Annotated in this window: 12 protein-coding genes, 1 pseudogene and 1 riboswitch; of the genes and pseudogenes, 10 read left to right on the top strand and 3 right to left on the bottom strand. The window is 72.9% G+C overall.

All coding sequences use genetic code 11. The annotated features are described in order from the left end of the window. Window positions 1-199: 199 nt before the first annotated feature. Window positions 200-589 (top strand): annotated as a pseudogene (locus GJV82_RS01140) (ATP-binding cassette domain-containing protein); the annotation flags it as partial. A 99-nt stretch (window positions 590-688) separates the two neighbouring features. On the opposite strand, the gene GJV82_RS01135 reads toward GJV82_RS01140, so the two are convergent. After that, a complete protein-coding gene (locus tag GJV82_RS01135; RefSeq protein WP_024839035.1) occupies window positions 689-1,174 on the bottom strand; it encodes a Dps family protein in 486 nt (161 codons plus the stop codon). Window positions 1,175-1,392: 218 nt separating this feature from the next. Between GJV82_RS01135 and GJV82_RS01130 the strand changes: the two genes are divergently transcribed. Further along, a complete protein-coding gene (locus GJV82_RS01130; protein ID WP_225872991.1) occupies window positions 1,393-2,421 on the top strand; it encodes an aldo/keto reductase in 1,029 nt (342 codons plus the stop codon). Window positions 2,422-2,520: 99 nt separating this feature from the next. Then, window positions 2,521-2,925, top strand: coding sequence for a hypothetical protein (locus GJV82_RS01125; protein WP_196217161.1), 405 nt, complete (start codon window positions 2,521-2,523; stop codon window positions 2,923-2,925). A gap of 90 nt (window positions 2,926-3,015) precedes the next feature. On the opposite strand, the gene GJV82_RS01120 is transcribed toward GJV82_RS01125, so the two are convergent. Together GJV82_RS01120 and GJV82_RS01115 are read right to left on the bottom strand one after the other, a co-directional pair. Then, window positions 3,016-3,579, bottom strand: a complete 564-nt coding sequence (locus GJV82_RS01120) for a flavin reductase family protein (protein ID WP_024839032.1) — start codon at window positions 3,577-3,579, stop codon at window positions 3,016-3,018. Then, window positions 3,576-4,223 (bottom strand): NADPH-dependent FMN reductase, encoded by a 648-nt coding sequence (locus GJV82_RS01115; RefSeq protein WP_231492765.1) that lies wholly within the window; start codon window positions 4,221-4,223, stop codon window positions 3,576-3,578. Before GJV82_RS01115 ends, GJV82_RS01120 begins: the two co-directional genes overlap by 4 nt. Further along, window positions 4,187-4,322, bottom strand: a riboswitch (SAM riboswitch). Its footprint overlaps the gene before it by 37 nt. Before the next feature lie 205 nt (window positions 4,323-4,527). Between GJV82_RS01115 and gdhA the strand changes: the two genes are divergently transcribed. The 7 genes from gdhA to GJV82_RS01080 all read left to right on the top strand — a co-directional run bounded on the left by gdhA (window position 4,528) and on the right by GJV82_RS01080 (window position 12,683). Next, window positions 4,528-5,865: an NADP-specific glutamate dehydrogenase gene (gdhA, locus tag GJV82_RS01110; RefSeq protein WP_024839030.1), complete on the top strand. Its 1,338-nt coding sequence runs from the start codon at window positions 4,528-4,530 to the stop codon at window positions 5,863-5,865. A 175-nt stretch (window positions 5,866-6,040) separates the two neighbouring features. After that, the gene (locus GJV82_RS01105) at window positions 6,041-6,841 is read left to right on the top strand and encodes a copper homeostasis protein CutC (RefSeq protein WP_162289062.1); all 801 of its coding nucleotides are present in this window, start codon (window positions 6,041-6,043) and stop codon (window positions 6,839-6,841) included. Window positions 6,842-7,082: 241 nt separating this feature from the next. Further along, on the top strand, window positions 7,083-8,762 hold the full coding sequence (locus GJV82_RS01100) for an ABC transporter substrate-binding protein (protein WP_024839028.1): 1,680 nt from the start codon (window positions 7,083-7,085) through the stop codon (window positions 8,760-8,762). A gap of 46 nt (window positions 8,763-8,808) precedes the next feature. After that, complete coding sequence (locus GJV82_RS01095) at window positions 8,809-9,807, top strand: ABC transporter permease (RefSeq protein WP_115941893.1); 999 nt, start codon at window positions 8,809-8,811, stop codon at window positions 9,805-9,807. Beyond that, on the top strand, window positions 9,800-10,882 hold the full coding sequence (locus tag GJV82_RS01090; protein ID WP_155097944.1) for an ABC transporter permease: 1,083 nt from the start codon (window positions 9,800-9,802) through the stop codon (window positions 10,880-10,882). Before GJV82_RS01095 ends, GJV82_RS01090 begins: the two co-directional genes overlap by 8 nt. Then, window positions 10,879-11,808, top strand: a complete 930-nt coding sequence (locus GJV82_RS01085) for an ABC transporter ATP-binding protein (protein WP_115941895.1) — start codon at window positions 10,879-10,881, stop codon at window positions 11,806-11,808. The genes GJV82_RS01090 and GJV82_RS01085 overlap by 4 nt, the downstream gene beginning before the upstream one ends. Next, the gene (locus GJV82_RS01080) at window positions 11,805-12,683 is read left to right on the top strand and encodes an ATP-binding cassette domain-containing protein (protein ID WP_024839024.1); all 879 of its coding nucleotides are present in this window, start codon (window positions 11,805-11,807) and stop codon (window positions 12,681-12,683) included. Before GJV82_RS01085 ends, GJV82_RS01080 begins: the two co-directional genes overlap by 4 nt. The last annotated feature ends 156 nt before the right edge of the window (window positions 12,684-12,839 follow it).

Here is a 12,839-nt window from a genome sequence, read left to right as displayed (position 1 = left end):
GATCTCGGCGAGAACTGCCGATCTCGCTCTTCCCCTCCCCCCGAACACACGCAAGGAGCAGGACCGTGCGCTTCCAGGTACTCGACATCGTCTTCAACCCGCCCCACCCGGTGACCGGGGAGGCCGTCGCGCCGTCCGACCGGCTGAACCGGGTCGTCGAGACGGCGGTGCTCGCCGAGGAGCTCGGGTTCGACTGCGCCGCGGCCCCCGCGAGCTGTCCGGGGGGCAGCGCCAGCGCGTCGCCATCGCGCGGGCGCTCGCGCTGCGCCCGTCGCTCGTCGTGCTCGACGAGCCCGTCTCGGCGCTCGACGTGTCCGTACAGGCACAGATCCTCGAGCTCCTCGTGCGGCTCCAGGCCGAGCACGGGCTCGCGTACCTGTTCATCTCGCACGACCTCGCGGTCGTGCGGCAGGTGTCCGACCACGTCGGCGTCATGCACCGCGGGCGCGTCGTCGAGCAGGGCACGGCGGAGCAGATCCTGCTCGACCCGCGCGAGGACTACACGCGCGAGCTCGTCGCGGCCATCCCCGGCGCCCCCGGGCGCGCCCGGAGCGCCGCACCGCGGAGGGCGACGTCGGCCGGGGCGTGACGCACCGCAGACCCCGGCCGTGACGCGCGGAGGCCGCGGGCCGGAGCACGTGCTCCGGCCCGCGGCCTCCGGGGTCGCGCGGCCCGTGGCCGCGCGCCGTCACGCCTCGCGGTTCTCCGAGGACAGGAACCAGGCCTGCTTCTCCAGGTCCGCGATGATCTCGTGGAGGAGGTCCGCGCTCGTCGGGTCCTCGGCGTCGACGTCGTCGTGCACCGCGCGCACGACCTCGACCGTCTGCGCGATCCGCTCGACGACCGCGTCGACCGTGTCGCCGACCGACACGAGTCCGGCCGGGTACGGGGACAGCTCGGTCGTCGTCGCGACGGTCTCGGTGCGGCCGTCGGGTACGACCTGGAGCGCGCGCATGCGCTCGGCGACGGTGTCGCTGTGCTCGCGCGCCGCGTCCACGACGTCGTCGAGCTGGAGGTGCAGGTCGCGGAACCCGCGGCCGGTCACGTTCCAGTGGGCCTGCTTGCCCTGCACGTGGAGGTCGACGAGCGCGACGAGCACGCGCTGCAGGTGGGCGCGGAGCTGCTCCGACGCCTCGAAGCGCGCGGTGGTGCGGTGGATGGTGGGTGCGGTCATGGTGCTCCTCGCTCTCTCGGGGGTCGCCCGGAACGTGCGGCGGTCACCCGGCTTCCGTCGGTGCCGTTTTCTTGAACCATTCCAGAGTAGGGACCATTCCCCGCGCTCGCCAGCAAGGACAGGCGTGCCTGACCTGCGGCGTCGTCACCTTCTCCCACCTGGTGAGAGGACGCCGTCTCCCCCTTGCCCCGGGGCGCTCGCGGTGGTCCGCTGGCGTCATGACCGACGACCGCACCCCCGCCGCACCCTCGAACCGCCTGCCGCAGCGCACGCTCGGCTCCGGCGACGCCGCGCTCACCGTGTCCGCGGTCGGGTTCGGCGGCATGTCCGTGACCGACGCGTACGGCCCCGCCGACGCCGCCGAGGCCGAGGCCGTGCTGCGCCGCGCGCTCGAGCTCGGCGTGACGCTCGTCGACACGGCGGACGTCTACGGCCACGGGCGCAACGAGGAGCTCGTCGGCCGGGTGCTCGGCGCCCACCGCGACGAGATCGTGCTCGCCTCGAAGTTCGGCCTCCCGCCCGCGGAGGGCCACCCGGACGGCCGGCCGGTCGACGGCCGCCCCGCGTACGTGCGCGCCGCGATCGACGCGAGCCTGCGCCGACTCGGCACCGACCACCTCGACCTGTACTACCTGCACCGCATCGACCCGCAGGTGCCGGTCGAGGAGACGGTCGGCGCGCTCGCCGAGCTCGTCGCGGCGGGCAAGGTGCGGGCGATCGGGCTGTCCGAGCCGTCCGCGGCGACCGTGCGCCGCGCCCACGCCGTCCACCCGGTCACGGCCGTGCAGAGCGAGTACTCGCTGTGGACGCGCGACCCGGAGGACGAGGTCCTGCCCACGCTGCGCGAGCTCGGCATCGGCTTCGTGCCGTTCTCGCCGCTGGGCCGCGGCATCCTCACGGGCACGGTCGACTCGACGGACGGATTCGCCGAGGACGACGTGCGCCGGTCCCACGCCCGGTACGCGGGCGAGGCGTTCGAGCACAACCGCGGGCTGGTCCGCTCGCTCGAGGAGATCGCCGCGGGGCGCGGCGTCACGACGGCGCAGCTCGCCCTCGCGTGGCTCCTCGCCCAGGGCGACGACGTCGTGCCGATCCCCGGGACGAAGCGCCTGGCGTACCTCGAGCAGAACGTCGCGGCGGCGTCGCTCCCGCTGACGCCCGACGAGGTCGCGGCCGTCGGCGCGGCGATCCCGCGCGGCGCGGTCCAGGGCGTGCGGCACCCGCAGCCCGACCTCCTCGCCGGGTGACGGAGCGCCACGACCGGCGGTATAACCCGTGGCTCGGGCCCCGCCGCGGACCTAGACTGGAACGGTCCTGTGGGTCTCCCCGCGCAGAGGTCGGCTCCGATGTCGTGGCTGCTCATGATCTGGTGCGCGACGGCGTGCACGGCCGCCGCCGCGTGGTGGGTGCTGCGCCGCGCCGGCCGCCCGCCGAGCCACGAGGCGTCCGGGCGTCCCGGCCGCCGCCGGCGTCGCACGCCGCCCCCGGACCCGCTCGCGACGCTCGCGCTCCAGCTCCGGCTCAGCGAGCTCGCGGCGGAGATGCGGCGCATCGAGGCCGACCCCGACGTCTACGCGCGCGCCCACCACTACCTCGCGGTCCAGGGCGCCTACGACGCGCTCCTGCGGGAGGCGTGCCGGCTCACGGGCCTCCCCGTGGACGACGCGCCGCTGCGCGCCGGGTTCCGCACCGGCGACGACGAGCGGTTCCGCGAGGAGCTCGAGCTCAGCGCGCGCGGCTGGAGCTGGTGACCGGCACGTCCGTTCAGCACGACCACGCGACGAGGGGCCCGATCGGCGGGTACGTCCGCCGGTCGGGCCCCTCGGTCCGCGGGGCAGCGCTCAGAGCGCCGAGTGGTCCCCGATCCGGTGGTACGTGCGGTCGTGGTAGACGAGCGGGGACCGCGTGGCGGTCGCCTCGTGCCGCGCGTCGTCGCCGACGCTCGACGCGAGCGCGCGCAACGACACGAGGTAGGAGTCGCCGACCGGGGTGCGCTGGACCACGCGGCCGCGCACCCAGGAGAGCGCGCCGTCGATCACCGGCTCGCCGGTGGGCAGGCGCGACCAGCCGCCGTCCGCGAACCGGTCGACGCCGCTCGTCGCGAACCGCGCCGAGACGTCGTCCTGGTGGTCGGCCAGGAAGCTCACCGTGAGCGTGCGCGCCGCCGAGACCGCGGGCCACGACGACGACGTCGACGCGAGCGAGAAGGCGAGCAGCGGGGGTGCGGCGGAGACGGAGATGACGGACGTCGCGGTGAACCCGACGAGGCGGCCGTCGTGCTCGAGCGCGATCACCGCGACCCCGGCGGGGTGGCCGCGGAACACGGCCTTGTACTCGTCGAGGGACAGCTGCGGCTCGTCCTGCTCCGCGAGGAGCTCCTCCAGGTGGGTCAGCTCGGCGGTCATCGCGCGGCCCCCGCGAACGCGTCGGCCACGGCGCGGTCGGGCGTGGCGCCCGCACCCGGGTCGGGCGGCGTCACCGCGCGGCGCAGCGCGTCCCCCTCGCGCGCGAGCCACGCGTCGGCGACCGGCCCGAGGTCGGCGAGCCGGTCCTCGGTCACCGCGAACGAGCGCGTCGGCACGACGGCGCCGAGCTCCACGAGGACGGGCCGCAGGTGCACCTCGCCGACGAGCGCGTGCGCGGGGTTGCCGGAGACGACGAGCGGCACGACGACGACGCCGGCGAGCCCGTCGGGGCCGTACAGGTCGAGGAAGGCCTTGAGGAGCCCCGTGTAGGAGGCCTTGTATACCGGCGTCGCGACGACGGCGACGGTCGCGGACGCGAGCCGCTCGCGTGCGGCGTCCGCCGCGGCGTGCTCGGGGCCGAGGATCTCGCCGGCGAGCGACGCGAGGTCGATCGTCTCCACGTCGGGCGCGCCGACGAGCGCGGCGACGCGGCGGGCCAGCGTCTCGGCGGCCGTCAGCGTGCGTGAGCCGGGCCGGGGGTTGCCGGAGACGGCGAGGACCGTCGGGCCGGTGTTCTGGTGGGTCATGTGCACCTCGCAGTAGTCGTCGATCACGCTTGCCGCCGGGCCGTCCTCGCGGGTCACGAGGTCGGTCGCGTGCGGCCTGGTCATCTCCCGGAGCACCCCGCCGTGACTGGGGGTTGCCGGCCAGCGAGCCGGGGCTTGGCGCTGGCGCTCGTGACCTGGGGACGGGTATAGCAAGCGCGCCGAGAAACTGAACCAGACCGGTCAGGTTTCTCAGTGGGTGGACGGATGTGTCGGGCCGTGGGGGGTCATCGAGGGGGTGCCGCGACGCGTCGCCACCTCGCGGACATGAGACGGCGGTACGAGAACTTCTGGCACAGGCGTACCGTCGGAGGCTCCGTCCTAGTCCAGACGAGGAGTGCCCATGGACAGCCGACTGCAGTCCGTCTACGACGAGGTCCTGCGTCGCAACCCCGGCGAGGCCGAGTTCCACCAGGCCGTGCGCGAGGTCTTCGACTCGCTCGGCCCCGTGCTGCGCAAGCACCCGCGCTACGTCGAGGCCGCCGTCCTCGAGCGCGTCTGCGAGCCCGAGCGCCAGATCATCTTCCGGGTCCCGTGGGTGGACGACTCGGGCCGCGTGCAGATCAACCGCGGCTTCCGCGTCGAGTTCAACTCCGCGCTGGGCCCGTACAAGGGCGGCCTGCGGTTCCACCCGTCGGTCTACCTCGGCATCGTGAAGTTCCTCGGGTTCGAGCAGATCTTCAAGAACTCGCTCACCGGCATGCCCATCGGCGGCGGCAAGGGCGGCTCGGACTTCGACCCGCGCGGACGCTCCGACGGCGAGGTCATGCGGTTCTGCCAGTCGTTCATGACCGAGCTGTACCGGCACATCGGCGAGCACACCGACGTCCCCGCGGGCGACATCGGCGTCGGCGGCCGCGAGATCGGCTACCTGTTCGGCCAGTACAAGCGCATCACCAACCGGTACGAGTCCGGCGTCCTCACGGGCAAGGGCATCTCGTGGGGCGGGTCGCTCGTGCGCACCGAGGCCACGGGCTACGGCACGGTGCTGTTCGCGCAGAACATGCTCGCGACGCGCGGGCAGGACCTCGAGGGGCGCCGCGTCGTCGTCTCGGGCTCCGGGAACGTCGCGACCTACGCGACGGCCAAGGCGCAGGAGCTCGGCGCGCACGTCGTCGCGTTCTCCGACTCGTCCGGCTACGTCGTCGACGAGGCCGGTGTCGACCTCGACCTGCTGCGCCAGGTCAAGGAGGTCGAGCGCGGGCGCGTCGCCGACTACGCCGCGCGCCGCCCCGGTGCGCGCGTCGTCACCGACGGCTCGATCTGGGACGTGCCGTGCGACGTCGCGCTGCCGTGCGCGACGCAGAACGAGCTCGACGAGGGCGCCGCCAAGCAGCTCGTGGCGAACGGCGTCGTCGCGGTCGCGGAGGGCGCGAACATGCCCACCACGCCGGCGGCCGTCGCGCTGCTCCAGGACGCGGGCGTGCTGTTCGCGCCGGGCAAGGCGGCCAACGCGGGCGGCGTCGCGACGTCGGCGCTCGAGATGCAGCAGAACGCGTCGCGCGACGCGTGGTCGTTCGAGTACACCGAGGACCGCCTCGCCCAGATCATGGCGGGCATCCACGACCGGTGCGTCGAGACGGCCGACGAGTACGGGGCACCCGGCAACTACGCGCTCGGCGCCAACATCGCCGGCTTCACCAAGGTCGCCGACGCGATCCTCGCGCTCGGCGTGATCTGACCCGACCGGACGACCCGTCGGTGCGCGCGTCGCGCCGACGGGTCCGTCGCGTTCGGCCGCAGCGCCGTGCGCACGGCCGGGCCCCGCGGCCGGGCGGGTCGTCTACCCTGGCCGACGGCCGCCGTCGTGACCTGTCCCGACGTGCCGGCCCCGGACCGGACGACGGGAGACCCCAGTGACGACCACCGACCCCGCGGGCAGCGCGCCGCACGCGCGCCGCGAGACCGCGCTCGAGCTCGCCGTGCAGGACGCGGAGGGCGTCCGCGTCGCGGCCTCCGTCGGCGCCCGGCGCGTCGAGCTGTGCGTCGCCCTCGGGGCGACCGGTGGCCTCACCCCGAGCACCGGGCTCGTCGAGGCCGCCGTCGCGGCGGCACGCGCGGCGGCCGGTCCGGGAGAGACGCCCGTGGAGGTGCACGTGCTCGTGCGGCACCGGCCCGGGGGCTTCGTCCTGTCTGCCGACGACCTCGACGTCCAGGTCCGCGACGTCCGCGCCGCGGTCGCGGCGGGCGCGCACGGCGTCGTCGTGGGCGCGCTCACGCCGGACGGCGTGGTCGACGCCGCGGCGGTCCGAGCGCTCGTCGACGCCGCTGACGGGCGGGAGGTGACGTTCCACCGCGCGGTGGACGTCGTGGCCGACCCCCTCGCCGCGCTGGACGTGCTCGCCGGGGCCGGGGTGGGGCGCGTCCTCACGTCGGGCGGCGCGCCGCGCAGCATCGACGGGGTCGAGCGGCTGCGCGCCATGGCGACGCACGCGCGCGAGGTGCTCGGCGGGCGCGTCCAGGTCATGGCGGGCGGGGGAGTGCGACCGCAGGACGTCGGCGCGCTCGTCGCCGCGGGGGTCGACGCGGTGCACCTGTCCGCCAAGCGGGTCGTCGCGGACGACGCCGGCCCCGGGGGCGGTGGCGACGCGGGCTACGAGGTGACCGACCGCGAGGTCGCGGCGGCGGCCCGGTCAGCGCTCGACGCCGCGCGCTGACGCCCGGCCTCCACCCTCCGGGCGCCGTCGCCGACGGCCCTCCCTGACGCTCCCGGCCGGTCCCGCTCGTGCGGGACCGGCCGTCGTCGTGCAGGTCGAACCATCCGATGTCTCAGTTAGGTAACTTTCCTGTTGTATTCGGGAGAGCGCGCTCAGGAATTAGTTAGTGTTCCTGCCACACGCCCCAGGGGCGCCACGACGAACGACGCGAGGACGCGTCGTCCATGCGAAAGGACCGATGATGATTCGAAGCACGGCGCGCAAGCGCCTGCTCACGGCGGTTGCGCTCGTGACCGGCGTGACCCTCATGGCGGCGGGCTGCTCCGGCTCGGGCAACGGGGAGAGCGAGCAGGGCACGAGCGAGGGGCGCACGCTCAACGTGTGGGCCGGGACGCAGACGCCCATCGTCGCGAACTTCAACCCGTACTCGCCGAACCCCCTGCACGCCGCCAACGGCGCGATCTACGAGCCGCTCTTCTACTACAACAAGGCCCAGGCGGGCCCGCCCGAGCCGCGCCTCGGCGAGTCCTTCGAGTGGTCCGAGGACGGCACGGAGCTCACCGTGAAGCTCCGCGAGGGCGTCACCTGGACCGACGGCGAGGCGTTCGACGCCGAGGACGTCGTCTTCTCCCAGACGAACGAGGCCGCGAAGCGCGACTTCGTCGTCTCGGTCGAGGCGCTCGACACGCACACCGTGAAGTGGGTCTTCGACTCGCCGCAGTTCACGTCGGAGGTCCAGCTCCTCGGGACGTCGCTCGTCGTGCCCGAGCACATCTGGTCCCAGGTCGACGACCTCGTGACGTTCGCGAACGAGGACCCGGTCGGCACCGGTCCGTACAAGGCCGACGCGGTCACCGAGGCGGCGTACACCGTCGTCGCGAACGAGGACTACTGGGCCGGCGCCCCGAAGGTCAAGAAGGTCCGCTACCTCGGCATCGACGCCAACCAGAGCGCCGAGGACCTCATGACCACGGGCAAGGTCGACTGGACCGCGATGTTCGTGGCCGACCCGGAGCGGATCACCGCCGACGGCCGCCTGTCGATGATCAACACGCCGCAGGACCCGACGACGATCTACACGTGCGTCTCGGTCGACCTCGGCTGCACCGGTCCGCAGACCGACGTCGCCGTGCGCCAGGCGATCAACCTCGCGATGAACCGCCAGGAGATCAACGACAAGGCGTTCGCCGGACTCGCCGCGACCGCGTCCCCGACGTTCGCGCTGCTCGGCCGCGACGACCGCTGGATCTCGCCCGACGTCGAGGAGAAGAGCCCGCAGACGCCCGACGCGGCCGCGGCCGCGCAGGTCCTCGAGGACGCCGGGTACACGAAGGGCGCCGACGGCATCTACGAGAAGGACGGCCAGAAGGTCGAGCTGACCCTCATCACGGTCGACGGCTGGAACGACTACAACGCCGTGGGCGACCTGCTCGTCGAGCAGGCCAAGGCGGCGGGCATCTCGATCGTCCACAACAAGGTCACGCAGCAGGAGATGTCCGACGCGCGCGTCGCGGGCACCTACCAGCTCATGGTCGGCGGCATCACCGGGCCCTCGCTCGACGACCCGTTCAGCATCTACCGCCAGTGGATGACGACGGACTACACGCGACCGGTCGGCGAGGTCATGGAGTCGGGCCTCTTCAACTACGTGCGCTACACCAACCCGACGGTCGACGCCGCGGTCGAGGCGGCCGCCTCGACGAACGACGAGGACGTGAAGAAGGAGCAGTACGCGATCATCCAGCAGGAGATCGTGCGCGACCTGCCCTACATCCCGGTCGTCGTGAACGCGTCGCAGACGTTCATGGACACCCAGGACTTCACGGGCTGGCCGACGCAGGACGACCTCTACGCGTTCCCGCCGTCGTGGAGCACCGTCTCGCTCGGCGTCGTGCTCTCGAAGCTCGAGCCCGCGAGCTGATGTCCGCGCGCCGAGGAGGAGGACCGAGGAACGAGGGACACGCATCATGAGGTACTACGTCCGGCGGATCACGTTCTACGTGATCACCCTCTGGGCAGCGGTCTCGCTGAACTTCCTCATCCCGAAGCTCATGCCGGGTGACCCCAAGCAGATCTTCATCGACAAGTTCCTGCGCAAGGGCGGCGAGCTGACGCCCCAGATGCAGAACAGCATCGACCTCCTCTTCGGCGCGGACGGGGACGCCGGCCTCTGGGACCAGTACGTGTCCTACTGGGGGCGTCTCTTCTCGGGAGACCTCGGGATCTCCATCACCTACTACCCCCAGCCCGTCACCGAGCTGATCGGCCAGGCGCTGCCCTGGACCGTGGGCCTCGTGGGGCTCGCGACGATCATCTCGTTCGCGCTCGGCGTCGGGCTGGGGGCGTGGGCGGGCTGGAAGCGCGGCACGTGGGTGGACAGCATCATCCCCGCGTCCACGCTGCTCCAGGCCGTCCCGTACTTCTGGCTCGCGCTCATCCTCGTGTCGGTGTTCTCGGTCTCGACGGGGTGGTTCCCGCGGATCGGCAGCTACGACATCTTCGGCTTCGACAACGGGCCGGAGTGGTCGTGGGCGTTCGTCGGCAGCGTGATCTACCACGGGTTCCTGCCCGCGCTGACGATCGTGCTGTCGTCCGTCGGCGGCTGGCTGCTCGGGATGCGCAACATGATGGTCTCGACGCTGTCCGAGGACTACGTGACGACGGCCGAGGCCAAGGGCCTGCGCCGGATGCGCGTGGCCCTCACCTACGCGACGCGCAACGCGGCCCTCCCGTCGTTCGCCGGGTTCGGCGTCGCGCTCGGGTTCGTGGTCGCGGGCTCGGTCGTCATGGAGCAGGTGTTCAGCTACCCGGGCCTGGGCAAGCTCCTGTTCAACGCGGTCCAGGCGAGCGACTTCGCGCTCATGCAGGGGACGTTCCTCGTGATCACGCTCGCCGTGCTCGCCGCGAACTTCCTCATGGACCTCATCTACGGATTCATCGACCCGAGGACGCGCAACCATGGCTGACGACACCCGCGAGGCCGAGCTCGTCACCCCCGCGGCGGACGCGGCACCGGCCGCCACCGTCGTCGTCGACGGCATCGCCCCGCCCGACACGACGCCCGGCGTCGTGCCCGACGTCCCGCCCGGCCAGGACCAGGGCGTCCCGCCCGTCCCGGCGCGACGCGGGCTGCGGGCCCTGCTCCCGCGGCGGTCCGGCAAGCTCACCGCCGGCATCGTGCTCGTCGTCGCGATCCTGCTGTTCACGTTCGTCGCGCCGTTCTTCACGCAGGACCCGCGCTCGACCGCGAACGAGCGGTTCCTGCCGCCGAGCGCCGAGCACCTGCTCGGCACGAACCACATCGGGAACGACATCTTCGCCCAGGTGGCCTACGGCGGGCAGGGGTCGCTCATGGTCGGCCTCGTCGCCGGCGCGATCGCGCTCGTCCTGTCGATCGTGTTCGGCATCGTCGCCGGGTACCGGGGCCGGTTCACCGACGAGGCGCTCTCGCTCGTCACGAACATCATGCTCGTCATCCCCGGACTGCCGCTGATCATCGTCATCTCGGCCTACCTGCAGACGCGCTCGCTCCTCGTCGTGGCCGTGATCCTCGGCCTGACGGCGTGGCCGGGGGCGGCGATCGTCCTGCGCATGCAGGCCAAGTCGCTGCGCTCGCGCGACTACGTCTCCGCCGCGCGCGTCGCGGGGGAGAGGACGCCGCGGATCATCCTCGTGGAGATCTTCCCCAACCTGCTCCCGCTGCTCACGGCGCAGTTCCTCGGGGCGGTGCTCCTCGCGATCCTCGCCGAGGCGGGCCTGTCCTTCCTCGGGCTCGGCCCCTCGGGGTCGATCACGTGGGGCACGATCCTCAACCAGGCGAGCGCCAACAACGCCCTGAGCCTCGGCCTGTGGTGGTGGTTCGTGCCGCCGGGCCTGCTCATCGCGCTGTTCGGGTGCGGCCTCGCGCTCGTGAACTTCAGCCTCGACGAGATCATCAACCCCCGGCTGCGTCTGGGCCCGGCCGCCGTCAAGAGCGTGCGCAAGGCGCGCAAGGCCGGCGTCGGGGCCGGCGACGACCCGAAGGAGACGGTGGCCGCATGACCGCCACGACCACGACTGCCGAGCCGCTGAGCAGCGACCGGCACGCGGCCTACCTCGTCGGCAAGGAGCCGGTCCTCACCGCGCGCCACGTCTCGATCGACTACGAGGTCGAACCGGTCGTCCACGCCGTCAAGGACGTGTCGCTCACGCTGCACCGCGGCGAGATCCTCGGCCTCGCGGGCGAGTCGGGCTGCGGCAAGACGACGCTCGCGTACGGGCTCAACCGGCTCCTCAAGCCCCCGGCGCTGCTCACGAGCGGGACCGTGACGTTCCACGACCAGGACGGACCCGACGTGGACGTCGTGGCCCTCACGGGCGACGCGCTGCGCGCGTTCCGGTGGGACAAGGTCTCGATGGTCTTCCAGGGGGCGATGAACTCGCTCAACCCCGTCATCAGCGTGCGCGACCAGCTCGGCGACGTGCTCAAGACGCACCGTCCCGGGATGTCGCGCGCGGAGCGGGCGAGCCGGTCGGCGGAGCTGCTCGAGCTCGTCGGCGTGGACCCGCTGCGTCTCGACAGCTACGCGCACGAGCTCTCGGGCGGCATGCGCCAGCGCGTCATGATCGCCATGGCGCTCGCGCTCGACCCGCAGGTCATGATCATGGACGAGCCGACGACGGCGCTCGACGTCGTCGTGCAGCGCGGGATCCTGCGCGAGATCATGCGCCTGCGCGAGCAGCTCGGGTTCGCGGTCGTGTTCATCACGCACGACCTCCCGCTGCTCCTGGAGATCAGCGACCGGATCGCGGTGATGCTGCGCGGCGAGATCGTCGAGATCGACACGGCGGAGGCGGTCTTCGAGGCGGCCCAGCACCCGTACACGCGACGCCTGCTCGGCTCGTTCCCGAGCCTCACGGGCGACCGGGGCGCGTTCGTCCGCACGGGCGAGGGCACCGGAGAGAGCCAGGAAGGTCCCCACGCATGAGCACCCTCGAGGTCCGCAACCTGGTCAAGGACTTCACGATCCGCAAGGGTCTGCGCCGCACACGCCTGCGTGCGGTGAACGACGTGTCCTTCACGCTGGAGCCGGGGAGGACGATCGCGGTCGTCGGCGAGTCCGGCTCCGGCAAGTCGACGGTCGCGCGCATGATCGCGCAGCTCGAGACGCCGACGTCGGGCGAGATCCTGCTCGACGGCACGCCCTCGGCGACCCGCGGGCGGGGGCTCGACGCCTACCGCCACGACGTGCAGATGGTGTTCCAGGACCCGTTCGCGTCGCTCAACCCGTTCCACACGGTGGGTCACCACCTGGAGCGGCCGCTGCGCCTGCACGAGGTCGCGCGCGGGCGCGAGGCGCTCGACGCGCGCATCCACGAGCTGCTGGAGCGCGTGAACCTCACGCCCGCGCCGGTCTTCGCCGCGAAGCAGCCGCACGAGATGTCCGGCGGGCAGCGCCAGCGCGTCGCGATCGCGCGCGCCCTCGCCCCGGGGGCGCGGTTCCTCGTCGCCGACGAGCCCGTCTCGATGCTCGACGTCTCGATCCGCCTCGGTGTGCTCAACCTGCTCGCGCGCTTGCAGCGCGAGGAGAACCTCGGGGTCCTCTACATCACGCACGACCTCGCGACCGCGCGCCACTTCAGCGACGAGATCCTCGTGATGTTCCGCGGGAACGTCGTCGAGCGCGGGCCGTCGGACCAGGTGATCCTCGACCCGCAGCACGAGTACACCAAGCTCCTCCTGAGCGCCGCCCCGGAGCCCGCGAACCACGGCCGGCTCCGCGAGGAGGTGCGCCGCGAGCTCGCGGCCGCGGGGGCGGGCGAGCCCGCCGACCGCGACCGGTTCGGGACGCGCGGCCTCTGATCCCGGCGCACCCGTCCCCCGCGGCGGGTGCGGCCCGACGGACGCGCGCGCCGGTGGTGGCGTGCGCCCGGCGCGCGGGCCAGGTCTGTCGGACGCCCTGGCCCGCGCGCACCCTCCGCCGCCCGCGGTCCTCCCACGGGCCCGCGGTCCCGGGGG

It is taken from the genome of Cellulosimicrobium composti (assembly GCF_009711085.1).
GTDB classification, from domain to species: Bacteria; Actinomycetota; Actinomycetes; order Actinomycetales; family Cellulomonadaceae; genus Cellulosimicrobium; species Cellulosimicrobium composti.
This window is presented reverse-complemented; position numbering and strand designations above follow the sequence as displayed.

Bases quoted from the DNA above. Each gene is read 5' to 3' on its own strand.
- GJV82_RS01135 (WP_024839035.1), bottom strand. From the start codon at position 1,174: ATGACCGCACCCACCATCCACCGCACCACCGCGCGCTTCGAGGCGTCG.
- GJV82_RS01130 (WP_225872991.1), top strand. From the start codon at position 1,393: ATGACCGACGACCGCACCCCCGCCGCACCCTCGAACCGCCTGCCGCAG.
- GJV82_RS01125 (WP_196217161.1), top strand. From the start codon at position 2,521: ATGTCGTGGCTGCTCATGATCTGGTGCGCGACGGCGTGCACGGCCGCC.
- GJV82_RS01120 (WP_024839032.1), bottom strand. From the start codon at position 3,579: ATGACCGCCGAGCTGACCCACCTGGAGGAGCTCCTCGCGGAGCAGGAC.
- gdhA (WP_024839030.1), top strand. From the start codon at position 4,528: ATGGACAGCCGACTGCAGTCCGTCTACGACGAGGTCCTGCGTCGCAAC.
- GJV82_RS01100 (WP_024839028.1), top strand. From the start codon at position 7,083: ATGATTCGAAGCACGGCGCGCAAGCGCCTGCTCACGGCGGTTGCGCTC.
- GJV82_RS01095 (WP_115941893.1), top strand. From the start codon at position 8,809: ATGAGGTACTACGTCCGGCGGATCACGTTCTACGTGATCACCCTCTGG.
- GJV82_RS01090 (WP_155097944.1), top strand. From the start codon at position 9,800: ATGGCTGACGACACCCGCGAGGCCGAGCTCGTCACCCCCGCGGCGGAC.
- GJV82_RS01085 (WP_115941895.1), top strand. From the start codon at position 10,879: ATGACCGCCACGACCACGACTGCCGAGCCGCTGAGCAGCGACCGGCAC.
- GJV82_RS01080 (WP_024839024.1), top strand. From the start codon at position 11,805: ATGAGCACCCTCGAGGTCCGCAACCTGGTCAAGGACTTCACGATCCGC.